19 protein-coding genes are annotated in these 22,087 nt (G+C 71.9%); 9 read left to right on the forward strand and 10 right to left on the reverse strand.

Features of this window, described 5'->3' with window-relative positions; genetic code table 11:
* Positions 1-186 precede the first annotated feature (186 nt).
* The 3 genes from def to OV079_RS14545 all read left to right on the forward strand — a co-directional run bounded on the left by def (position 187) and on the right by OV079_RS14545 (position 2,240).
* On the forward strand, positions 187-819 hold the full coding sequence (gene def, locus OV079_RS14535; RefSeq protein WP_267769100.1) for a peptide deformylase: 633 nt from the start codon (positions 187-189) through the stop codon (positions 817-819).
* Positions 820-913: 94 nt separating this feature from the next.
* Positions 914-1,327 (forward strand): thioredoxin family protein, encoded by a 414-nt coding sequence (locus tag OV079_RS14540; RefSeq protein ID WP_267769101.1) that lies wholly within the window; start codon positions 914-916, stop codon positions 1,325-1,327.
* 208 nt (positions 1,328-1,535) lie between these two features.
* On the forward strand, positions 1,536-2,240 hold the full coding sequence (locus OV079_RS14545) for a hypothetical protein (protein WP_267769104.1): 705 nt from the start codon (positions 1,536-1,538) through the stop codon (positions 2,238-2,240).
* Here the strand turns inward: OV079_RS14545 and OV079_RS14550 are convergent.
* Positions 2,228-3,541, reverse strand: a complete 1,314-nt coding sequence (locus OV079_RS14550; protein ID WP_267769106.1) for a porin — start codon at positions 3,539-3,541, stop codon at positions 2,228-2,230. The two genes, OV079_RS14545 and OV079_RS14550, sit on opposite strands and share 13 nt — an antisense overlap.
* A gap of 464 nt (positions 3,542-4,005) precedes the next feature.
* Between OV079_RS14550 and OV079_RS14555 the strand changes: the two genes are divergently transcribed.
* Complete coding sequence (locus tag OV079_RS14555) at positions 4,006-4,962, forward strand: Gfo/Idh/MocA family protein (RefSeq protein WP_267769107.1); 957 nt, start codon at positions 4,006-4,008, stop codon at positions 4,960-4,962.
* 34 nt (positions 4,963-4,996) lie between these two features.
* Here the strand turns inward: OV079_RS14555 and OV079_RS14560 are convergent, their stop codons facing one another.
* The gene (locus OV079_RS14560; protein WP_267769109.1) at positions 4,997-5,218 is read right to left on the reverse strand and encodes a hypothetical protein; all 222 of its coding nucleotides are present in this window, start codon (positions 5,216-5,218) and stop codon (positions 4,997-4,999) included.
* Between the two features lie 248 nt (positions 5,219-5,466).
* Between OV079_RS14560 and OV079_RS14565 the strand changes: the two genes are divergently transcribed.
* Complete coding sequence (locus tag OV079_RS14565) at positions 5,467-5,907, forward strand: hypothetical protein (RefSeq protein ID WP_267769111.1); 441 nt, start codon at positions 5,467-5,469, stop codon at positions 5,905-5,907.
* Between the two features lie 30 nt (positions 5,908-5,937).
* Here OV079_RS14565 and OV079_RS14570 read toward each other — a convergent pair whose 3' ends face one another.
* Together OV079_RS14570 and OV079_RS14575 are read right to left on the reverse strand one after the other, a co-directional pair.
* Positions 5,938-6,789 carry a hypothetical protein gene (locus tag OV079_RS14570; protein ID WP_267769113.1) on the reverse strand — a complete coding sequence of 284 codons (852 nt, stop codon included), beginning with the start codon at positions 6,787-6,789 and terminating at the stop codon, positions 5,938-5,940.
* Between the two features lie 216 nt (positions 6,790-7,005).
* Positions 7,006-8,712 carry an FG-GAP-like repeat-containing protein gene (locus tag OV079_RS14575; RefSeq protein ID WP_267769115.1) on the reverse strand — a complete coding sequence of 569 codons (1,707 nt, stop codon included), beginning with the start codon at positions 8,710-8,712 and terminating at the stop codon, positions 7,006-7,008.
* A gap of 347 nt (positions 8,713-9,059) precedes the next feature.
* Between OV079_RS14575 and dacB the strand changes: the two genes are divergently transcribed.
* Positions 9,060-10,784, forward strand: coding sequence for a D-alanyl-D-alanine carboxypeptidase/D-alanyl-D-alanine endopeptidase (dacB, locus tag OV079_RS14580; RefSeq protein ID WP_267769117.1), 1,725 nt, complete (start codon positions 9,060-9,062; stop codon positions 10,782-10,784).
* 86 nt (positions 10,785-10,870) lie between these two features.
* Here dacB and OV079_RS14585 read toward each other — a convergent pair whose 3' ends face one another.
* Positions 10,871-12,340: a lipase family protein gene (locus OV079_RS14585; protein ID WP_267769119.1), complete on the reverse strand. Its 1,470-nt coding sequence runs from the start codon at positions 12,338-12,340 to the stop codon at positions 10,871-10,873.
* A gap of 55 nt (positions 12,341-12,395) precedes the next feature.
* Here OV079_RS14585 and OV079_RS14590 point away from each other — a divergent pair, with 55 nt between their 5' ends.
* Positions 12,396-13,355, forward strand: a complete 960-nt coding sequence (locus OV079_RS14590; RefSeq protein WP_267769122.1) for a YARHG domain-containing protein — start codon at positions 12,396-12,398, stop codon at positions 13,353-13,355.
* Positions 13,356-13,616: 261 nt separating this feature from the next.
* On the opposite strand, the gene OV079_RS14595 is transcribed toward OV079_RS14590, so the two are convergent.
* Positions 13,617-14,555: a CapA family protein gene (locus tag OV079_RS14595; protein WP_267769124.1), complete on the reverse strand. Its 939-nt coding sequence runs from the start codon at positions 14,553-14,555 to the stop codon at positions 13,617-13,619.
* A 185-nt stretch (positions 14,556-14,740) separates the two neighbouring features.
* Between OV079_RS14595 and OV079_RS14600 the strand changes: the two genes are divergently transcribed.
* Together OV079_RS14600 and OV079_RS14605 are read left to right on the forward strand one after the other, a co-directional pair.
* Positions 14,741-15,763, forward strand: a complete 1,023-nt coding sequence (locus tag OV079_RS14600) for a hypothetical protein (protein ID WP_267769125.1) — start codon at positions 14,741-14,743, stop codon at positions 15,761-15,763.
* Between the two features lie 19 nt (positions 15,764-15,782).
* Entirely contained in the window at positions 15,783-16,580 is a 798-nt protein-coding gene (locus OV079_RS14605) for a hypothetical protein (RefSeq protein WP_267769127.1), read from the forward strand.
* Between the two features lie 266 nt (positions 16,581-16,846).
* Here OV079_RS14605 and OV079_RS14610 read toward each other — a convergent pair whose 3' ends face one another.
* The 4 genes from OV079_RS14610 to OV079_RS14625 form a co-directional block, all read right to left on the reverse strand.
* A complete protein-coding gene (locus OV079_RS14610; RefSeq protein ID WP_267769129.1) occupies positions 16,847-18,142 on the reverse strand; it encodes an acetyl-CoA C-acyltransferase in 1,296 nt (431 codons plus the stop codon).
* Positions 18,139-20,331, reverse strand: coding sequence for a 3-hydroxyacyl-CoA dehydrogenase NAD-binding domain-containing protein (locus OV079_RS14615; protein ID WP_267769130.1), 2,193 nt, complete (start codon positions 20,329-20,331; stop codon positions 18,139-18,141). Before OV079_RS14615 ends, OV079_RS14610 begins: the two co-directional genes overlap by 4 nt.
* A gap of 216 nt (positions 20,332-20,547) precedes the next feature.
* Positions 20,548-21,189, reverse strand: coding sequence for a PALP domain-containing protein (locus tag OV079_RS14620; protein ID WP_267769131.1), 642 nt, complete (start codon positions 21,187-21,189; stop codon positions 20,548-20,550).
* Complete coding sequence (locus OV079_RS14625; protein WP_267769133.1) at positions 21,114-21,653, reverse strand: hypothetical protein; 540 nt, start codon at positions 21,651-21,653, stop codon at positions 21,114-21,116. The genes OV079_RS14620 and OV079_RS14625 overlap by 76 nt, the downstream gene beginning before the upstream one ends.
* Positions 21,654-22,087 lie beyond the last annotated feature (434 nt).

Below are 22,087 nucleotides of genomic sequence, written 5' to 3' on the forward strand. Positions count from 1 at the left end.
AACCCGACATACCCGCGCGCGCCGGCCGGCCCGGCGACAGCTCCGGATCGCCGGGCCTCGTCCGCCCGGCCCGTTCCGCCGCTTCCGACGCGCCGCCGTTCGTGCTAGCCGGAAGCGCGCATGTCCCCTCGCCTCCTTGCGCTCGCGCTCGCCAGCGCTGCGTGCGCTCCGTCCGTCTCCAGGCCCATGCCGCCCTCCGCGCCCGTCCCCTCCGCGCCCGCGTCCTCTGCTGCGCACCCCGACATCGTCCAGGCCGGCGACCCGGTGCTGCGCAGCCGCGCCGCCGAGCTCGCGGTCGAGCGGATCTCCACGCCCGAGATCCAGGAGCTCGTCGACCGCATGATCGCGACCATGCGAGCGGCCCCGGGCGTGGGGCTGGCCGCGCCGCAGCTCGGCGTCCCGCTGCGGATCCTCGTGCTCGAGGACCGGGCCGATCTCATGGCTCGCCTCACGCCGGCCGAGCTGCGCGAGCGCGAGCGCGTCAAGCTGCCGGTGCACGTGTTCATCAACCCGGTGCTGCGGCCGGTGGGCGACGACCGGCGGACCTTCTTCGAGGGGTGCCTCAGCGTCCACGGCTACACCGCGCTGGTCGAGCGTCACGCCGAGGTCGAGGTCACCGGCCTCGACCGGCGCGGTCAGCCGCAGACCCTGCGGGTGCGCGGCTGGCCCGCCCGGATCCTGCAACACGAGGTCGACCACCTCGACGGCACCCTCTACGTCGACCGCATGTTGACGCGCTCCTTCTCCACCGGCGACCAGGTCCGGGCGCGCCACGCCGGCCGGCCGATCGCCGACATCCTCGCCGAATTCTCCCGCTGAGCCGCCTGCACGCGCGAGTTCCGGGGGGCGCGGCGTGCCGATCCATGACAGACCTCCCGCGACGGGTGCTATGCAAGCACCGAGGAGCAACGACATGAGCACCACCGAGATCACCAGCGACAATTTCCAGAGCATCGTCGAGGGCAACGACACGGTGGTGCTCGACTGCTGGGCCAGCTGGTGCGGCCCCTGCCGCGCCTTCGCCCCCGTCTACGAGGCCGCCTCCGAGCGCCACCAGGGCGTCCTGTGGGGCAAGCTCGACACCGAGGCCCAGCAGGAGCTGGCCGCCGCCTTCGACATCCGCTCGATCCCCACCGTCATGGTGTTCCGCCAGGGCATCCTCCTGTTCCGCCAGGCCGGCATGCTGCCCGCCAAGGCCCTCGACGAGCTCGTGGGCGAGGTCCAGGGCCTCGACATGGACGACGTCCGGCGCCAGATCGAGGAGCACGAGAAGGCCCACGCCGAGGGTCGCTGCGACCACGATCACGAGCACGGCCACGAGCACTGAGCCCGGCGCCGACCTGTCCGATCGGACATCCGCGGCCGCAAACGTCGTATCGTTCGCCGATCGCGGTCGGACGCGCGCCGGTCCGGCGCGTCGACGCGCGCGGGCGCCACCCCTGGGCGCCCACGTGCGCCCAGTGGGCGCCCGGCCGCGAGTTTGCGTGCGAGACCGGCGATTGAACCGCCGTCGGTGACGCGTGTACCCTCCGCGCATGTCGCTGCTGCGCCCTGTCCTTTTGTTCACGTTCGCGATCCAGGCGGTCGCGTGTACCGAGCCCGAGCCCGAGGCCACCCCCGCGGAGCTCTACCGGGCGGCCGTGGAGGACGCCGCGGTCCCCGAGGCCGACGAGATCGACGACGACCTCGTCGCCATCACCCTCGAGAACCCGGACCTCGTGTTCGACGCCGAGGATCGCGTCCTCATGGTCACCTGGACCTCGTACAACGGCTACGACGGCAAGGAGGGCACCACCATGCCGCTCGGCGTCGAGGTGTGGGTCACCCCGGTCCCCTCGCTCAAGGACTTCTGCACCGCCACCGGCCTGCAGGGCGCCGACCTGTCCGCGCGCCTCGAGCGGCTCATGGGTCTCCCGCCGGACAACGGCAAGGATCGCCTCGTGACCTTGTGGGTGCCGCTGGACGGCATGTTCCGGCCGAGCCCCGACCCCGAGATCGACGACTCGGTGGCCGAGCTCGACTTCCGCGCCGACGTCGATCCCGAGCACAAGATGTGGATCGAGGACCTGCGGGCCGCCTCGTACGGCGACGACCCCGGCTACCCGTGGACGCAGCTCGGCTACACCTACGACTGGGACGCCGACGCCGGCACCGAGGTCGGCCTCAGCGAGTTCGTCATCCGCGCCGGCACCGAGGTCGTGGTCGACGGCGTCGCCCACCAGGACGACTACTGCAAGTAGCACTCGCTGGCCTTCGGGACATGTCCTCGTCGACATGTCCCGAAGGACTCAGAACGCCGCTGGATCTGCAGGCGGAACCGGTCGACGCCGTTCGCCATCGCCTCGCGCACGGTCGGCCCGAGCAGGCCGTCCCACACGCGGAAGTAGTCGAACGCGATCTTGAAGTTGTGCTCGGCGATGTACCAGTTGACGCCGCCGCCGAGCTCGTCGCGGTCGATCATCGAGCTCTTGTCGCCGAAGATGTTGCGGACGAAGCTGTAGCGGGTCACGAACTCGACGTCCGCCGGCGGGATCAGGTAGCCGAACTGGCCGAACCAGCCGACCCCGTCGCGCGCGAGCGCCACCGGCACCGGCAGCCCCATCTCGTCGACCGCGCCCCCGGGGTTGCGGCGGCGGGCCTTGCGGTAGTGGAACGCCGACTCGAACGACAGCCCGCGCCACTTGAACATCAGGTCGGCGGTCGCGTGGTGGATGTCGGTCGTGCCGCCGTCGGCCGGGCGCGGCCCGTGCACGCCGCGCTCGCCGGGCGCGTCGTCGTGGTACGCGTAGGCGCCGCCCAGCGACAGGCCGGGCTTCTTCAACCGCTCGAGGTCCCCCTCCGAGTCGTCCTCGAACTTGCCCAGCGGCATCACGGTCAGGCGGCCGACGTACAGCGCGCCGGTGTTCGTCAGCTCGTAGGCGTTGCGGCCGTCGCCCATGAACACGCCGAGCGCGTACTTGAGGCGGCCGAGCCCGGCGATGTCGTCCGAGCGCAGCACCAGGCCGATGTCGCGGTCGAGGTTGAACTCCTCGTTCACGCTCGAGCGGTCGACGAACTGCTGGTTGCCCGACGAGATCACGCGCTGACGGCTGAACGGCACCTTCATCTGGCCGAGCCAGACCGTCGCGTCGCGCAGGTACGTGAACTCGACGCGGGCGTCGCGGACCGGGTTGTAGCGGATGCCCGGCGAGTTGTCGGGCAGCCCGCCCAGCATGTCGCGCGGCGAGAAGCCGAACTGGATGTAGTAGCGGTTGTGCTTGCCGAACACGTTGCCGGCGAACACCACGCGGGCGCGCCGGATCTGCAGCAGGTGATCGATCGGCTCGCCCGGCATGTTCGGGTGCTCGAGGTCGTAGCGGACCTGCAGGCGCGCCCGGATCGCCAGCACGTAGTTGCCGTCCTTCGTCGCCAGTTCGAAGCCGCGGCCCGGCTTGAACTTGAACTTCTGCACCTTCGCGTCCGCCTTGCGATCGAGCTTCGCCGGCGCGGCGGTCTCGGGCTCGGAGTCGATCGGCGCCGGCCCCTCGCTCGACTCCGCCACCTCCGAGCCCTCGTTCGCCGGCTCCGCGTCGACCGGCCCCGGCGCCTCGGCGACCGGCGCGGCTCCGCCCTTCGGGCGCTCCGAGTCGGCACCGCGTCGGGCGCGTCGGCGAGCAGCCGAGAGGTCGGCGCCGCCTGCATCATCAGCGGCCAGGAGAGCGCGAGCGTGAGGTGCAGCGGCATACGGAGCGCATCACGGATGCGTGGCGGGATGGTGACGGAAGCGTCACGAAGTGCCTAGTCGCGCGAGCCCCGCCCTCGCCTGGAAACGGCCGCAAACGCGTCCTGGCGCGGGGGCGTGGGATTGGTCGCATCGGCGCGGATGGCGGAGATCGCCGCAACCCGGCCTGGCGCGGGCTCGGGCCCGGTCTCCGCAATTCAAGGTCATGTCTCTCCGGACATGTTCGATCGGCCCGGTCAGGGCCGCGCGATCGCGGCAGCCCACGCGCGTGCTAGCGTCCCAAGATGCTGCACGTCGGACTCGTCGGCCCCGGATCGATCGCCGACCGCCGCCTCGCGCCGGCGCTGGCGCAGGTCCGCGGGGCGGTGCTGTGGAGCGTGTGCTCGCGGGACCGCGAGCGCGCGCAGGCCTTCGCCGGGCGTCACGGCGCGCGCGGCCCGATCTTCACCGACCTCGCCGACATGCTCGCCGATCCGCGGCTCGACGCGGTCGTCCTCGCCACCCCCGATCGACTCCACGCCGCGCAGGCGATCGCGGCCGCCGCCGCCGGCAAGCACGTGTTCGTCGAGAAGCCGATGGCCACCGACGTCGCCGACGCCGAGGCCGTCGTGCGCGCCTGCGCGGCCGCCGGGGTCCGCCTCGCCGTCGGCTACCACCTGCGCTTCCACCCCGGCCTCCGGGCCCTGCGCGAGCGGATCGTCGCCGGCGAGCTCGGCCGCGTCCTGCACATGCGCGCCACCTGGACCTTCATCGAACGCGACGCCAACAACTGGCGCGCCTCGCCCGAGGTCGGCCGCTGGTGGTCGCTCGCGGCCGTCGGCACTCACTGCCTCGACCTCGTGCGCTGGTACCTGCGGCCCGGTCACGGCGAGATCGAGCGCGCCCACGCGCTCACCGCCAGCCCCGTCCACCACGGCCCCCACGACGAGACCGCGGCCGTCGCCCTGCGCTTCGCCGGCGGCGCCACGGCCGACATCCTCACCTCCGTCATCTTCCGCGCCCCTCGCTCGATCGAGGTGTTCGGCGACGCCGGCTCGGCCCGCGGCGAAGAGGTCCTCGGCCCGCACGGCGGCGGTCGGATCGTCGTGGGCGACCGCGAGCTGTCCTATGAGCCAGCCGACCCCTACCTCGGCGAGCTCCAGGACTTCGTCGACGCCGTCGCGCACGGCCGCGCGCCCGAGGTCGACGCCGTCGAGGGCCTCGCCAACGTCCGCGGCCTGTGCGAGATGACGTCGGCGTGACCACCGTCCACGAGCTCGGCTACCGCGGCAAGCACTACACCGTCCCCGGCCTCGCCGACGTCGGCGTGCGGATCGAACCTGACCCGAAGGCCAGCCTCCCCGCGCTGCCGGAGGACTCGCCGATCCTGCAGAAGATCGGCACGGTCTGGGACCTCGAGAACTTCAAGGTCGCGCGCCGACCGGTCGAGCTCGGCCAGGTCCCCGAGGCCGAGCGGGCCGCGCTGACGCAGCCCGGCATGCCGCGCACGCTCGACATGCCGATCAAGTTCCCGGGCTCCGACTTCCGCCTGCCCGCCGAGCTCGCGCAGCTGCGCTGGCTCGTCCAGCGCGTCGCCGACCTCGAGCTCGCGGTCAACCCGCGCCACTACGACGAGTACTACTGCTACCTCACCGTCGATCAGGGCCCCGTCCGCGGCGGCGTGCTGCAGCGCGAGGCGCCCTGCCACGTCGACGGCTTCCAGGGCGCGCTGGCAGCCCAAGGTCCGCATCAACCACACGTACACCGTGACCGACTGCCTGCCCACGGCCTACTACGTCCAGCCGTTCGACTTCACCGGCCTCGACGAGGCCAGGCACAACTTCTTCTTCGAGATGAACAACCAGGTCGCCAGGACCCGCAGCGCGCACGCCTGGCACGCCCCGCCGTGGGAGCTGACGCTGATGGACGCGTACACCGTGCACCGCGGCGCCGCGGCCGAGGTCGACACCTACCGCACGTGGATCCGCCTGTCGTTCGAGGTGCGGATCTTCGACCGCCTCGGCAACGCCCACAACCCGATGTTCCGCTACGCCTGGGACATGGTCCCGCGCGACATCGAGGGCCTCGGCCTGGTCGCCTGGGACCCGGACAGCGACCCCTCGCTGCGCGTGTTCCCGTGGCAGGACGAGCGCGGCGAGCCGCACCCCGATCGCCACACCCGCACCCAGCCGCGGCTCAAGCCGTGAGCCAGGCAGCGACCTGTCCCTGCGGACACGTCACATGTCGGCCTTGAGCGCGAGCAGCTCGACCCAGCGGCCGTACAGCACGTCGGCGCAGTCCTCGAAGTTCGTCTGGACGGTATCCTCGACGGTCTCGGCGTAGACGTACACGCTCGACGCCGTGAACGTCTCGAGGTTGCCGTCGTACACGGTGATCTGGTCCACGCCGTCGTTGACGTACACCGTGGCCCGCTCGGTGGTGCCGCACAGCTCGCTGGGGTCCGCCGGGCAGAAGCCGAGGTCGCCGTCGACGAAGTGCATCGGCGCCCAGAACGCCTCGAGGTCCGCGGCGAACACGTCGTAGCCGATCGCGTAGAACAGCAGCAGGGCGCCGTCGTCGACCGCGTGGACCGCCACGTGCGTGCGCAGGTCGAGCCCGAACTCCTGCGAGTCGGCCGCGCGGTAGCTGACACGCACGTCGGTCTCGCCGCCGAGCAGCCCCGTGTGCGGCGTCTCCGTCGCCACCGTCAGCGTCACTGCGTGCACGCCCTCGAGATCGTCGGTGCACTGCAGCGCGATCGCACCGCCGATGATCCCCTGCACGCTGCAGCGGACGTCGAACTCGCTCGGGTAGGCCTCGGGATCGATCAGGGTCGGCGCGCTCACCTCGACGGCGACCGCGGTCCCCTCCTCGGGTCCGAGGCACCCCGCCCACGGCGTGCCGGTCGTCGTGAAGGACTCCGCTCCGTGGCTGGTCAGCGCCTCGGTCGAGGTCGTCTGCTGCGGCGGCTCACCGGTGGTCGCGTCGCCCGAGGTGCTCGTCTCGCTGGAGGAGCCGCCGCTGGAGTCGGTCCCCTCGGTGCCGGAGTAGGCGCCCAGGTCGGCCTTCTGGAGCGTACAAGCGGCCACCGGCGCGAGAAGGAGAGAAAACGAGAGGAATCGAGGAATACGAAGGGTCTGGAAAGTCATGGTTAAGTCCGGCCGTACGGGCCGTCATCCATGGTTTCCCGGCCGAATCGGATTCCGTGAGCGGCCGCGAATTTTCTCCGCCGCGCGGCCGCGCGCCTCCCCGCCAGCGCGTGCTCCAGGACATGCCCTCTCGGACATGTCCTGAAGATCATGCGATCAACCCGGCGGGTTGGGCATGCACAGCCCGCCGCCCTCGATCTGGGCGTTGGTCCGGTAGGTGTTGAAGATCTTCCAGTTGTCGACCGGCGTCGTCGGCAGCGTGCTGTCCTCGCGCACGTTGGTGACGTAGTAGGCGTGCTGGTTCCAGATCCGGCGCGCCTGGATCCACCGGTCCTCGGCGTCGCGCAGCACCTGCAGGGCCGGCTGCCCCGACAGCGACACCACCAGGATCTCGGCCGAGCCGTCGTTGTCGACGTCGGCCACGATCGGGTACTCGCTCAGCGTGTAGCTGACGCGCGCCTGCGTCAGCACGACCTGGCCGGTGACGCCGTCGTAGATGCGGAAGTTCTGCTCGTCGGCGTACATCGCCTCGGCCACGCCGTCGCCGAGGAAGTCGAACGCGGTGCCGCCGGCCGCGCCCGAGCTGTCGACGACCTGCGACTGCCACAGCACGGTGGCCGGGTTGCCCTCGTAGACGGCGTAGAAGGCGCTCGACGACGACGCGTACTCCGGCTGACTGTCGCCGTCGAAGTCGTGCACCGTGCCGGGCCGCATCCACGTCAGGTAGCCCGCCGGCTGCACCCCGGTCGGCGTCGCCGGGCCCCACTTCACCGTGCCGTCGTGCTCGAGCATCCACAGCCCCTGGCCCGAGGTGATGAACACCTCCGGGAACGGGTCGTCGTCGAGGTTGGCGATCTGCGGGATCGCCTGCGCGGTCACTTGCGGGTACTTCTCCCAGTACACCGAGCCGTCGTGGCGATACGCCGAGTGGCCGGTCACGACCTCCATCTTGCCGTCGCCGTCGAGGTCGACGCCGACGCTCGCCTCGAGCTCGCCCGGCTGCGGGTTGGTCTGCGCCCACAGCAGCACGCCGTTGTGGTCGTAGACCTCGTGGTTGAAGATGATCTCGGCGTCGCCGTCGGCGTCGAGGTCATGGATCGCGACCGCCCCGGTCTCGCGGTAGAACTGGTCGTACTGGCCGCCGTCGGTCGTATTGGTCCACTTCAGCGTGCCGTCGTGTTCGAACGCCTTGAGGCGGTAGGTCCCGCCGCTGTTCCAGATCGCCACGATCTCCGGCAGGCCGTCGTTGTCGATGTCGGCGAACGCCGGCGTGGCGAAGCACGACAGGCTCTCGCTCGTCGGGATCGCGTAGTGCTGGGTCCCGGTCGCGCCGTCGAGCACGAACAGCTCGCAGATCTGGCCGTAACCGATCGTCGGTCCGGCGACGAACAGCACGTCGGGGACGTCGCACAGATCGATCTCCCCGTCGGCGTTGTCGTCGGTGAAGTTGCCGACCAGCGGCGTCACCATCGACTGCAGGTTGGCGCCGAACGACCACTGCAGCGCCGGCGCGAAGCTGTCGGGCGCCGCCTCCATCTCGCAGTCGCCGATCGCGTCCATGTCGCCCTGCACCTTGCACACGTTGCCGGGCGGCGGCCCGCCCGTCTCGCCGAGGTCGTTGGCGCCGAGGTCGAACTTGATCCCGCCGGTGTTCTCGGTCGTCGTCACCGCCTCCGTCGTCGAGCTGCCGGACTCGCTGCCGCCGGTGGTCGGCGCCTCCGTCCCGCTGCTCGTGGTGACGCTCTCGGTGGTGATGCCCGGCGTCGTCGCAGTCACCGTCGCGCCCGTCATCGTCATCGCCCCCGCGGTCGCGCTCTCGCGTTCGTCGTCGCCGCAGGCGGCCAGCAGCAGGGGAACAGACACCAGAGAACGACGCACAAGTGAGGTCATGCCGCAGGGTACCGGGCTTCACCTGCCGGATCCACGAGGCCGCCGCCGACGTGAGCAAGCGCGGGCGAACCCGGACCGGGCCCCCGCCCGCACCCGGGGATCTTCGGCGTCGATCCGGCGCATCCCCGTGCGCGCGCGGGCGCCGGTGCGCCTGCGCGCGCTCGCGTCCGCTGGACCGCATATGTCCTTTCGGCCAGCCTCCCCTCCGCACCTGCGCGCGCGACCTGACGGCGCTGTCACCTCGCGCGGCGCGCCCCGCCGCCTTTGCCGCGCCCCCGCGGCTTGACGCGCTCTTCCGCCTCGGATCATTGTGTGTGCGCATGCACGTCTGGCCTGCCGCGGCCGGCGCGATCACCCTGGTCGCCGCGGCCGTCCTCGCCTTCGAGGGCGGCGCGCTCACGCGGATGGTCGCACCTGTCCCGTACGCCATGTCCCTCGGGACCGGCGACGGCGAGCCGCGGCGCGACGCCTACGTCGAGGTCGTCGTGGTCCCGGACGAGCTGCCGCCGCCGACCGCCGAGGAGCGGCTGCTGTCGCGCCTCGAGGCGGTCAGCCGCGCCGTCGAGCAGGTGCGGGGCGGCGCCGGGGGCCCGCCGATCGCCCTCGACACCGCCGGGCTCGACACCGCGATCCGCAAGATCGTCGCCCCGCTCGAGCGGCTCGCCTCGGTCAGCGTCCACGTCCGCGACCTCGCCAGCGACACCGTCCTGTTCGACTTCCAGGGCGACGTCCCGCTCAACCCGGCCAGCAACAACAAGCTGCTGACCACCGCCGCCGCGCTCGACCTGCTCGGGGCCGACTACCGGTTCGAGACCCGCGTCTTGCGGCACGGCGAGGACCTCGTGGTCGTCGGCGAGGGCGACCCGAGCTTCGACCACGTGGCTCTGGCCGCGCTCGCCGACGAGATCGCCGCGCGCACCGACCTCGCCTCGTTGACGCGGATCGTCGTCGACGACGACGCCTTTTCGCCGCGCCGGCTGGCCCCCGGCTTCTCCGACACCGCGATCGGCCTGTCGTACCAGGCCCCGAGCGGCGCGCTCAGCCTCGACTTCAACACCGTCGAGATCACCGTCGCGCCCGCCGCCGAGGGTCCGGTCGTCAAGCTCTTCCCCGACAGCACCCACGTCGTCATCGACAACCGCGCGACCATCGGCAGCGGCGTGCCCACGGTCCGCACCTACGCGCGCGGCGAGGGCGACGCGCTCGAGACCGTCGTCGAGGTCACCGGCAAGATCCGTCGGCGCGCCAAGCCGGTGCTCGTGCGCCGGCGGATCTCCGACCCCGGCCTCTACACCGGCGGCGCCCTCGCGGTCATGCTCGCCGCGCGCAGCCAGGACGCCCCGCTGCCGGTCGTCCGCGGTCGCGCGCCGACCTACGGCCACGGCGCCGAGCCGGTCACGCGCCGCGACTCGGCCCCGCTCGCGGTCATCGCCGCCGACGCCCTCGCCTTCTCCAACAACTTCATGGCCGAGCAGCTGCTGCGCACCGTCGGCTGGCGCGTGACCCAGAGCCCCGGCGACTGGGACAACGGCTCGCAGGTCGTGCTCGGCTACTGGCGCGCGCTCGGCCTCGACCCCAACGCGCTGGTGTTCGAGAACGGCTCCGGCATGTCGGACCTCGGCCGCGTCACCACCAGCGGGCTCGTCGATCTCATCGCCGTCGCCGGCCGCGTGCGCGCCGAGGAGGGCGGCCTCCTGTCCGCCCTGCCCGTCGCCGGCGAGCGCGGCACCATGGTGTCGCGCCTGCGCAAGTCGGGCAAGCGCGTGCGCGCCAAGACCGGCACCCTCGACGGCGTCAGCGGCCTCACCGGGGTCATCACCGCCGAGGACGGCACGCCGCAGGTCGGCTTCTCGATCCTCATCAACGTCGACGACGGCCGCGTCGCCGTGGCCGCCAAGCGCAAGCGCGCCGAGGACAAGATCGTCATGACCGTCCTGCGCCACCTCGACGCCTGGGCCGCCGCCGGCGGGGCCAGCAAGCCGACCGCAGCGGCCGCCGCCCCGGCTCCCGCGAGCGCCGCCCCGGCCGACCCGCCCGCGGGCTGAGCCTGTCCGAACGAGCATGTCCCCGAGGACCTGCCCGTTCGGACCTGTCCCCGGGGACCTGCCCCGAAGCGCTCACGCGCCCCGGCTCACAGCGCGGTGCAGTCGGTCGGCTCGTGGATCACGCACGGCTCGGCCAGCGGCTCGCCGTCCAGGCGGGCGGTGACCCAATCCAGGATGTACGGCACCGCCTGCAGCACCGAGTCGCCGTGGCCGGCGCCGGCGCAGTCGATGTGCTCGAGCTGGTAGCCCTGGTCGCACAGGCGCGGCAGGTCGGCCTTGACCACCGGCGTGTAGACCAGGTCGTCGACCTCGCCCTGCTGGATCAGCGTCGGCGTGATCTTCAGCAGCGGCACCTCGGACTCGCCGAGCGTGGCCTGGCGCAGGAAGCAGCCCCAGTCGCCGAGCGCCTCCCAGTCGCGGGCGACCACCGCGTCGATGAACGACTGCGTGTAGACCTGGTTCGTCCCGGTGATCTCCGGCGGCAGGTCGAAGCTGCAGCCGCCTTCCATCAACATCGGCAGCGTCGTGGCCACGTCGATCGGGGGCCCCGGGCTGAGCACCTCGCTGAGGTCGCCCTGGCGGCCGGTCCAGTCCCAGCCGCCGACGACCGCGGCGGCGAGCGCGCCGGTGGTCGGCCCGAACACCGTCGCGCCGTGCTCCGTCAGCCCGACCGCGTCGGTCGGCGGCACCGCGGCCACGTTGGCGACGATGTTGAGCTCGGGCGCGTAGTGAGGCGCGTAGCGGTCGGCCCACAGCGTGGCGAAGCCGCCCTCGGAGGCCCCGAACAGGACCACGTCGTCGCCCGGCAAGCTCGGCAGATCCATGTTGCCGGCGGCCAGCTGATACAGCGCGCGGATCGAGTCGAGCGTGGCGATCGCCGTCGGCTCGGGCACGATGTACGGGTGCAGGCGGTTCGACGCCGGGCCCCAGCCGTTCATGCCGATGTAGTCCGGCGCGACCGAGACGAAGCCCTTGGCCGCGAGGATCAGCGGCACCTGGAAGCCCATCGGATCCTTGGTCGGCGCGCACGCGTCGGTGAAGCCGCTGGTCCCGTGGGCCCACACCACCACCGGCCGCTCCTCCGGCGCGTCCAGCAGCGGGAACGACACGAAGCCGGTGGTCTCGTGCTTCTCGCCGCGATCCTGGGTGACGTAGCGGATCTTGTAGACCCGCGCCCCGAAGTCGGCCTCGCCCAGCGCGGTGAAGCCGTTCTGCTCGAGCAGGTCGGTGATCGTCGGCGCGTCGAGCTCGATGACCTGCTCGAAGTCGATGATCTCGCCCATGCCGTCGGACGGGAGCCACTCGAACGGCGGCGCTCCGCAACCGCCGACCGGGACCTCGTCGCCGGTGGTGCCCGTCGAGGTGTCGCCGGTGGTCGAGTCCGTGCTCGTCTCGGTCGTCGTCGGCGTCACGTCGGTGGTGGTCGCCGGCGTGTCGGTCGTGCTCGTCGGGTCCGTCTCGGTCCCGGCGGCGCTGTCGGTGGTGTTGAGATCGTCGCCACACCCGGCCGCCAGCGCGCAGGCGACGACGAGCGGCGTCACATTTCGGTAGACCATGGGTGACATCATCGCCCACTGCCGCGCGCGCCCGCCAGGGTAAAGTGCGGCTGGCATGAACCGACCTTCACGTCCCGGCCTTCTCACGTTCATGGCGCGGACCCCTGGAGCCCTCGCGCTGCTCGCCGCGCTGCTCGGACCCGCTTCGGGGTGCGACCGGACCACGACCGAACCCGCGCCGGCGCAGCCGGCCTCCCCCGCCCCGCCCGCGCCCGCCCCGGCCGAGCCGCCCGCGCCCGTGATCCATGACCTGCCCGAAAAGACAGCTGCGGCGCCGGCCCCCGTCAGCCCGCCCGAGGCCGCCGCGCGCCCGCTCTACTACGACGGCGAGCTCACCCCCGCAGACCTCTCCGGCCGGACCCTGCGCGAGCTCACGCTGATGCGCAACACGATCTACGCGCGCGCGGGCCAGAGCTTCCGCAAGCCGTGGCTCGACCAGCACTTCCGCCGCTTCGACTGGTACGCCCCGGCCCCCACGCCCGACCTCGGCAAGCTCACGCCCACCGACTACACCAACGCCCGCGCGATCGTCGACCACGAGCGAGCGATCCCCAGAGACACGCTGGTGTCGCAGCAGAAGGCCCTCCTCGACAAGAAGGCCGCCGGCCCGCTCAGCCCGGAGGAGGACATCGAGCTCGAGCTGCTCGCGGTCCACCTCGGCGGCTGGACTGCCGACCCCGAGCTCAAGCCCGAAGACCTGTCGCCGCTCGCCGACCCGACCCAGCTCGACGCGCTGCTGAGCGCCAACCAGCTGGCGACGCTGTCGCTGCGCGACCTGAGGATGCTGCGCAACACCATCTACGCCCGCCGCGGCCGGCCGTTCCGCTCGGTCCTGCTGTTCCAGCACTTCAGCATGATGGAGTGGTACACGCCCGACGAGGCGTACACCGACGCGAAGCTGACGCCGATCGACCGCAAGAACATCCGCCTGCTCCAGAGCGTGGAGAAAGCCAGCGGCGGGCCCCTCACCGACTACGAGCACAAGGTCGAAGAGGGCTGGTTCTTCGCCGCCTGATGAACAGGCAGCGCCCCGGGCGGGCGCAGGAACCATCTTCGAGCGCGACCTAAAGAGCATGCCCGATCGGGCATGCTCCAATGTTTATGTCTTCTCGAACATGTCATGGAAGACAGACCTGACCGAGCGCGCGAGCGAGGTGTGGCCGACGGCGCGAGCGACGGGCGCGCGAGGTGTCGTCGGCGGCGAGGAGCGCGGGGCGGCGGTCGCCTTCACCACGAGCACCGTGCGCTCGCGTCACAGCCGCTCGGCGAACCTCGCTCACGGCGTGAGCGTCAGGCGGTCGGCATCGCGGCGGCCGGCCACCCCGAGCGCCTGCAGCAGGTCGAGCACCGGCCCCGGATCCGCGGCGACGCGCGCCGGCTGGCCGCCGAGCCCGGCGTCGATCGGCAGCAGCGCGGCCGACTCGACCCCGTCGCGGCCCAGTCGCACGCGCAGGACCAGGGCCTCGCGCTCCTCGGTGCAGTCGCAGGCGAACGCGGCGTTGCCGAGGCCCCAGGCGACGACCCCTCGGCCCCGCAGCTCGGCGCCGGCGAGGGAGTGCGAGCCGTGGGCGACGACCACCGCGGCACCTGCCTCGAAGGCCAGGTCGACCGCGCGCCGCAGCGGCGGCTCGGGCAGATAGAGCGGCGGACCCGTGGTGTGAAAGCCGACCGCGAGGACATCGCCGGCGCGACGCGCCTCGGCCAGCGCCGCGGGCAGCTCCGGCGGCACCTCGTCGGCCAGGTCGAACCCCGCGAGCGCCACCCGCAGCCCGTCGCGCTCGATCACCGCCACGCCGGCCGCGCCGCCGAACGGCGCCAGACCGGCGGCGCGCAGGGCCGCGGCGGTGTTCGCCTGTCCCGCCGGCCCGGCGTCGCCCGCGTGGTTGTTGGCGAGCCCGACGGCGGCGACGCCCGCCCGCGCCAGCTCTTCCGGCGTACCTGTCCCATTGAACAGGCGCAGCGCCGCGGGCTCGCGCTCGACCCCATGGACGCCCCGCGGATCGATCGGCCCCTCGAGGTTGACCACGCCGCTCGCGTCGGCCATGGCCGCGCCGAGCCCGGCGAGCGCCCCTACCCCGCCGGGCCCGAGGTGGACGTCGCCGGCGAACCACAGCTCGACGGCCGCCGGCGCTTCGCCGCCTCGCCTGTCCGCAAGGCCAGCCTCGCTCCCGCACGCGAGCGCGGCGCCGAGCCCGATCACCGCGATCGCCCGCACCCCGGCAGCATGCCGACGTCCGGCCCGCCGCGCCAGACGCGACCGCGTCGTCGCTTTGAACTGCAGAGCGACCGCCGACCGGGCCGCTCGCGCGGCGCGTCGAGCACTGCCGGCGCCGCGGCCTGCCCGACGCGACCCGAGGCCCTGCTTGCGCCGGCGGCGGCGAGCCGTCATCCTGCCGCGGCATGGCGATGATCTCGCGGAAGAAGCGTCCCTACCGCGTGCAGGACGGTCTACGCGGCTACCTCCGCCGTCACAGTCGGCTCGCCGAGCTGCCGGTGTCGTACGCCGATCTCACGCGCTACGACGACGCCACCCCGGTCTACGACAAGCGCGGGCGCGACACCTTGTGGCAGTCGGTGCTGTATCCGCCGTCGATGCGCAAGGAGATCCACCGCGACCTCGTGCGCACCTACGCGAACATGCGGGTCATGGGCAACGCGGCGCTGATGCAGCACCTCATCACCGATCGCGTCGACGTCTGCACCTACGGCAACACCCAGCCGTTCCGCGTCCGGATCCTCAACACCCTCAACGAGAACTTCGACTACTTCTACGTCAAGCACGCCGACGCCTCGCGGCTCTACGGCCTCGAGCTCGAGGACCTCTTGTCGCCGAGCCGGATCCAGTACCTCACCGACGGCGTCACCCTCATCGAGGAGCACATCGCCGGGATCCCCGGCGACCAGTTCATCCGCGAGCACCTCGGCGACTCGCGGATCGAGGCGGTCCGCCTGGCCAAGGAGTTCGTCAAGTTCAACGAGCGCTGCTTCGTCCGCCTCCTCGGCGACATGCACTCGAGCAACTTCGTCGTCAACGTCATCCCCGACCTCGACGAGGTGATGGTCCGGATCCGCGCGATCGACTTCGACCAGCAGAGCTACGAGGGCCGCTGCAACGTGTACATGCCCAAGTACTACTCGCAGAACAACGCGGTCATCTTCCTCGCCATGTCGTGCATGACCCACGAGTCGGTCAAGCAGTACCAGGAGGAGGAGCACGCGCTGCTGCGCCTGCGCGCCCGCGCGGAGCACGAAGCGCTCGGCGATCTCCTGCACACCATGAGCGACGACGACCTCGCGCCGGTCGAGAACATCCAGCGGCTGCGGCAAGAGCTCGCGCATCACCACCGCGACGATCGCTTCCTGCGCTGCGAATCCATGGGCGAGCTCGTGCGCGCCTCGCTCAGCCTGCTCGACTGGGAGTAGGCGTGCCATAGTGATGGGGATGAGCATCGCCCGCGAGTACACCCGTTCCCTGCGGAAGCACCTGCGTTGCCGGGCGGTCTGGCCGCCGCTCCTCGACGTGCGTCCCGGCGACTACGGGGTGTTCCGCGGCGGCGTGTTCGTGCGCATCGGCCACCTCACCACCGACTTCGGCGTGCCCGTCGTCAGCGAGCCGGGCGGTCGACGCGCCGAGAAATTCCAGTACCACAGCGAGGGCACGCTCGGCTTCGGCGGCGCCGCCGACCTCGCGCTCGGAGACGCCGGCGCCGAGCTGCAGATCGCCCTCGCGCGCCGGGCCTCCTTCTTCGTCTCGGTCGCCGAGCTCGACGTCGAGCGCCTCCAGAGCCCGCGCCAGATCGCCCTCGAGCTGCGCGAGCGCGACGACTGGCCGTTCCTCCGCTACTTCGTCGTCGGCGAGCTGTTCAAGGGCCGCGACCTCCTCTTCTACGGCTCCGAGTCGGGCCAGGCCGGCGTGGCCCTGCGCGGCGAGTCGTCCGAGCTCCTGCGCTTCCAGCAGCTCGGCAAGCTGAGCGGCTCGATCCAGATCGCGTCGACCGGCGACTGCCGCCTGCAGTACCGCGGCAGCCCCGACGTGACCGCCGCCATCGGCCTCAGCCTGTTCCGGATCCGCCGCGTCGGCGTCGACCCGCTCCGCTACCGCGCCGCGGTCGATTTCTCCGCCGGCTCGACCCTGGTCGCCGCCCGCGACGAAGAGGACGACGACGCCCTCGATCACCTCGACGACGGCGACGACCTCGACGACGACCGCTTCGACGACGGCGATACCCGGCTCGCCTGAGCGGCTGTCCTGAAGAGCATGCCCCTCATCACATGTCCTCCTGGACATGCCCTGGAGGACATGTCCTGACGCGCGCCGCTCGCGGAGCCCGAAGGCGCAGACGGGCCCCGAGGCGACCCCGGAGCCCGTAGTTCATTGCCATGAGCGTCAGGCCCGCTCGAAGCTCAGCGCCGAGCCCATGCGGTCACGTCTGACGCGCTCGCGGGGCCCGAAGCGAACGGGCCCCGAGGCGACCCCCGGAGCCCGCGTTTTTTCGTCAGCGAGCCTCAGGCCCGCTCGAAGATCATTGCCGAGCCCATCCCGCCGGCAGCGCAGGCGGAGATCAGGCCGAACTGGGCCGACTTCTGGGCCATCTGGTCGAGCAGCTGGATCACCAGGCGGCCGCCGGTGGCGCCGAACGGGTGGCCGAGGCTGATGCTGCCGCCCCACTGGTTGATGAACGTCGGGTCGATGTCGCCGACCGCGGCCGGGCGGCCGAGCTTCTCGGCGCAGTACTTGGCCGAGCCGAGGCCGTAAATGTTGGCCAGCACCTGGGCCGCGAACGCCTCGTGCATCTCGATCACGCCGAGGTCGGACAGCGCCAGGCCGGTCTGATCGAGCACGCTGGCGACCGCGCTGACGGGCCCCATGAGCAGGTGCTCGAACGGATCGATGGCGGTGTAGTGGTAGCCGCGGAGGATGCCGAGGATCGGCCAGCCCTCGGCGCGGGCGACCTCCTCCGAGGCCAGCAGCACCGCCGACGCGCCGTCGGTCAGCGGCGAGCTGTTGCCGGCGGTGACCGAGCCGAGCTCGCGGTCGAACACCGGCTTCAGCTTGGACAGCTTCTCGACGCTCGTGTCCGGGCGCGGGTGGTCGTCGCTGGTGACGATGTTCACCTCTTTGCCGCGCGGGACCGCCACCGGGGCGATGCGCGACGAGATGAGCTTGTTCTTCCACGCCTCGCCGGCGCGCTGGTGGCTCTGCGCGGCGAACTTGTCCTGGTCCTCGCGCTTGATGCCGAACGCCTTGGCCATCTTCTCGGCCGACTGGCCCATCGTCTGGCCGGTCGACGTCTCGGCGATGGCGGGCGCCACCGGGGCGAGGTCGCCGAGCTTGACCCCGCGGAACGCCTTGAGCCGCTCGGAGGCCGTGCGGGCCTTGCTGGCGACGAACAGCGCGTCGCGGAAGCGGCGGCCGTACTGGATCGGCACGTCGCTCAGCACCTCGGCGCCGCCGGCGAGCACCACGTCGGCCTTGCCGAGCGCGATCGACTCGGCGGCGGTCGTGATCGCCTGGTTGCTCGAGATGCAGGCCATGCTGATCGTGAAGCCGGGCACCCCGGTGGGGAACGCCCCGGCGAGCGCGATCTCGCGGGCGATGTTCGGCGCGCCGACCGGCGGCGAGACGATGCCGAACACGATCTGCTGCACGCGCTCGGGCCGGATCTGGGCCCGCATCAGCGTCTCGCGGGCTGCCGCCACGCCGAGCTGCACGGCCGAGCTGCGGATCAGCTGCCCGCCCGCCTTACAAAAGGGCGTACGCGCCCCGGCGACCACCGCGACTCTGCGGACCTGCGAACTCATGCGGCACCTCCCTCATCCTTGTTGAGGCTCGAAAGTCCTTGCCCGACCTGGCCAGCTCGAGCAGCAGCGCCGGCGGCGTGTATGTCGCCGTAGCGCTCGCGAAGCTGGGCCAGGCGGCTGACCACCGCGCCCGGGCCGAGCGCGTCGATGTGGCGGAACGGGCCGCCGCGCATCGGCGGGTAGCCGAAGCCGAACACCGCCCCGATGTCGCCGTCGCGCGGCGTGGCGATGATGCCCTCCTCGAGGCAGCGGATCGCCTCGAGCGCCGCGATCAGCGTCAGGCGCTCGCCCAGCTCCTCCGGGTCGCCCGGCTCGGACAGCGGCGTGCGGCCGGCGAAGAACTCGTAGACCTCGGGGTCGACGCGCTTGCGCGGCTTCTTGCCGAGGAACGAGCGCTCGTTCTCGCCGGGGTAGATGTAGAACCCGCGGCCGTTCTTGCGGCCGTAGCGCTTGCTGGCGAGGAACTGGTCGACCGTGTCGGGCACGGTGATGCGCTCGGGGAACGCCTCGGCCAGCGTCTTCGACACCTTCGCGCCGACGTCGATGCCGACCTCGTCGAGCAGGGTGATCGGGCCGACCGGCCAGCCGATCTGCCGCGCCCCGCGATCGACCGCCTCGATCGTGTGGCCGTCCTGGACCATCTGCAGCGCGGCCATCAAGTAGAAGCCGAGCACGCGCGTGGTGTAGAAGCCCGGGCCGTCCTTGACGACGATCGGCGTCTTGCCGATCTGCGCCGCGTAGCGCAGGCAGGTCGCCAGCGTCTGCGGCGAGGTCTCCGGCGTCACCACGATCTCGAGCAGCGGCATCTTCGACACCGGCGAGAAGAAGTGCAGGCCGATCAGGCGGTCCTTGTGCTGCAGCTTGGCCCCGACCTTGCCGATCGGCAGCGCCGAGGTGTTGCTGGCCAGGATCGTCGTGGGCGGCACGATCGTCTCGAGCTGGGCGAACACGTCCTGCTTGAGGCCGAGGTTCTCGGGCACGGCCTCGATGATGAGGTCCATGGTGCCGAAGCCGGCCAGCTCGAGGCTGCCGCTGACCCGGCTCCTGGCCTTGAACACGTGGCGCTCGCCGAGGCTCTTGGCCCGCCGGTCGAAGTACGACTTGCAGTGGGCCAGCGCCTTGCCCAGCGGCTCGGGGGCGATGTCGCGGATCCGCGTCTCGATGCCCTTCTCGGCCGAGACCACGGCGATGTCGGCGCCCATGAAGCCGCCGCCGACCATACCCAGCCGGTGGATCGGCGCGCCCTCGACGACGTCGCCCTCGGCGTCCTTGACCTCTTGCTTCTTCAGCGCGTTGCTGCGGCGGAACAGCGACACCAGGTTCTGCGCCACCGGCCCCACCGCCAGCTCGGCGAACGCCGGCGGCTCCTGGGCCAGCGCCTCGTCGAGCGGCAGCGACAGGCCGCGCTCGATCAGGTCGATCGCCACCAGCGGCGCCGGGTACAGGCCCAGCGTCTTGCGCTGGACCGTCTTGCGCGCCTGGTTGAACAGCACGCGCCGGCCGACCGGGTTTTGCTCGAGCAGGACGCGGGCCACGTCGCTCTTCGGGTGCAGGTGCGGCTCGAGCTTGTGCGCCGCGAGCAGCCCCGCCGCCCGGCGAGCGGCCGCCAGCAGCGACTCCTCGCTCACCACCTGATCGACGAGGCCCATCTTCTTGGCCGCGCGCGGGCGGATGTTGCGGCCGGTGAGGATCACGTCGAGCGCCTCGCGCACGCCGATGAGGCGCGGCAGGCGGGTCACGCCGCCGCCGCCCGGGAACAGGCCGAGCATCGTCTCGGGCAGGCCGAGCACCGTCTTCGGCGAGTCGGTGGCGATCCGCCAGGTGCAGCACAGCGCGAGCTCGAGGCCGGCGCCGAGGCAGGCCCCGTGGATCGCGGCGACGATCGGCACCTTCGAGTTGGCGATCCGCTTGAGGACCTCGTGGCCCTTGCGGCTGAACGTCTCGACGTCCTTGCGGTCCTTCGCGGTGGCGAACACCTCGACGTCGGCGCCGGCGATGAAGTTGTCGGGCTTGCCCGAGATCAGCACGACGCCGGCCAGACCGGGCGTGCTCTCGAGCTCCGCGAACTGCTCCTCGATCGCGGCCAGCGCCGCCGGAGCGATCGTATTGACCTTCTCGCCCGGGCGGTCGATCGTGATGACCGCGAGGCGGGGCGACACCTCCGGTGGGTCGAGCGTGAGGGTGAACATGGCGGGCCGGACATTGACGCGAAGGCCCACCCGGCGCAAGCACAAACCGTCCTGCCGGGTCCGGACGGCCGCCGGCCGCCGGGGTCGGCCGGACCCGGGGCTCGTCCCCACCCGACCGCCGCCGGCCGCCGCCTCCGGCCAGGCCGCGGCCGCGGCCGGACCTGTCGTGCAGGACATGTTCGCTCGAACATGCCCCGAAGAGCAGGCCCGCAGGTCTCAGGTCGCGGCCGGCAGCGCCGCGCCGGCGCGGATCAGTCGCCGCCGCAGCGCCATCGGCACGCGCGCCTCCCAGCCCTCGACGATGTGCGGGCGCAGGTCGGTGGCCCCGTGGGTGTCCCAGAACAGCACCGACCCGGACACCGCCCCGGCCGCCAGGTCGCTCCGCAGCGCGGCCAGGCACTTGCCGGTGTAGGTCGTCTCGAGCGCGAGGCCGCCGCCCGCGGCCAGGGCCACCGCCTCCTCGCCCGCCATGGTCGGCACCGCGTAACCGGACCCGACCTGCGAGTGGTCGATCGACCAGGTCACGCCGGCGCGCGCGAGCAGCCCGTCCGGCCCGAGCGCGGCCAGCTCGGGCTGCAGCCCGGCCTTGACCATCGCGGCGAACACCTGGCTCAGCGTGCGCTTGAGCAGATATGTCCCGAGGTACAGGCGCTCGAGCGCCGACACCACGCGGATGCGCACCGGCAAGCCCGCCAGCGCCAGCCCGAGCGCCAGCCCGCAGCACGAGCCGCACGTGCCCCCGGTGACGTACAGCGCCTGCAGGGCCGGCAGCACGCCGTCCTTCACCTGCTGGGCGAGCTCGAGCCCGGCCTCGACGAAGCCGAGCGAACCGAGCCCGGTGGTCCCGCCGGGCGGCATGTACACCCCGGCCTGCTCCGGCCGGGCCCAGGTGCGGTACGCCAGCCACGCGAGCGGCAGCGCCGGCCGCGTCGGTACCGGCCAAGCTTGGCCCCCGTCGACAGCAGCAGCGCCAGATCGTCGAGCGTGTGCGCCGTCGGGACCTGGTCGAACACCCAGGCGTGCAGCTCGCGGCCCTGGGCCTGCAGGTGGAGCGCCAGCGCCACGAGGTGATGGCTGCCGATCCCGCCGACCGAGACGATCGGACGTCGATCGTCGTACGGCGGGTTGGCCAGCAGCCACTCCAGCTTGCGCACCTTGCCGCCGCCATAGAGACGGCTGGTCTGATCGTCGCGCTTGACGTAGACCGCAGCCCCGGGAGCGTCGAGCCACGGCGCCCGCTCGACGGGCGTCGGCAACGTCGCCAGATCGAGGCGAGCCGGGGGGTTGCGCAAGAACGGCGACAGGTAGTGTTCGCGCTTCATGGGCCGAGAAACGAGCCGAGCCAGCTTGCCTGAGAGGCGTTACGCCTCGCAGCAAAAGAAGGCGAGACCTTCCTCATGAGAGGACTCGGGCCTGAATCACCCCGATGCTGGGTCGCGGCCGCAGGGCCCGGTATGCTTCCAACTCTAATGAAACCTTGCCCGTTCTGGGGGAGCAGATCCAGGAAGTCGCCGTCAAGTGCCGATACTGCGGTGAGTGGTTGGATCCGTCGCGGCGACCCGAGGCCGCGGCTGCCGCGCCCGTATCGGCCGCGAGCGCCGCGTTCGCCAGCCTGTCCCCCGCCCGCGGCCTCGAGGAGCGTCCCCTCGGCGACTTCGGCCAGCCCTCGCAGCCCGCCTCGACGCCTGGCCTTTCGCACATGTTCCAGGGACAGCCCCCGCCGAGCCCGTCAGCGAGCCGCCGCCCGCCAGCCTGG

It is taken from the genome of Nannocystis pusilla, assembly GCF_026626665.1.
GTDB lineage: Bacteria > Myxococcota_A > Polyangia > Nannocystales > Nannocystaceae > Nannocystis > Nannocystis pusilla.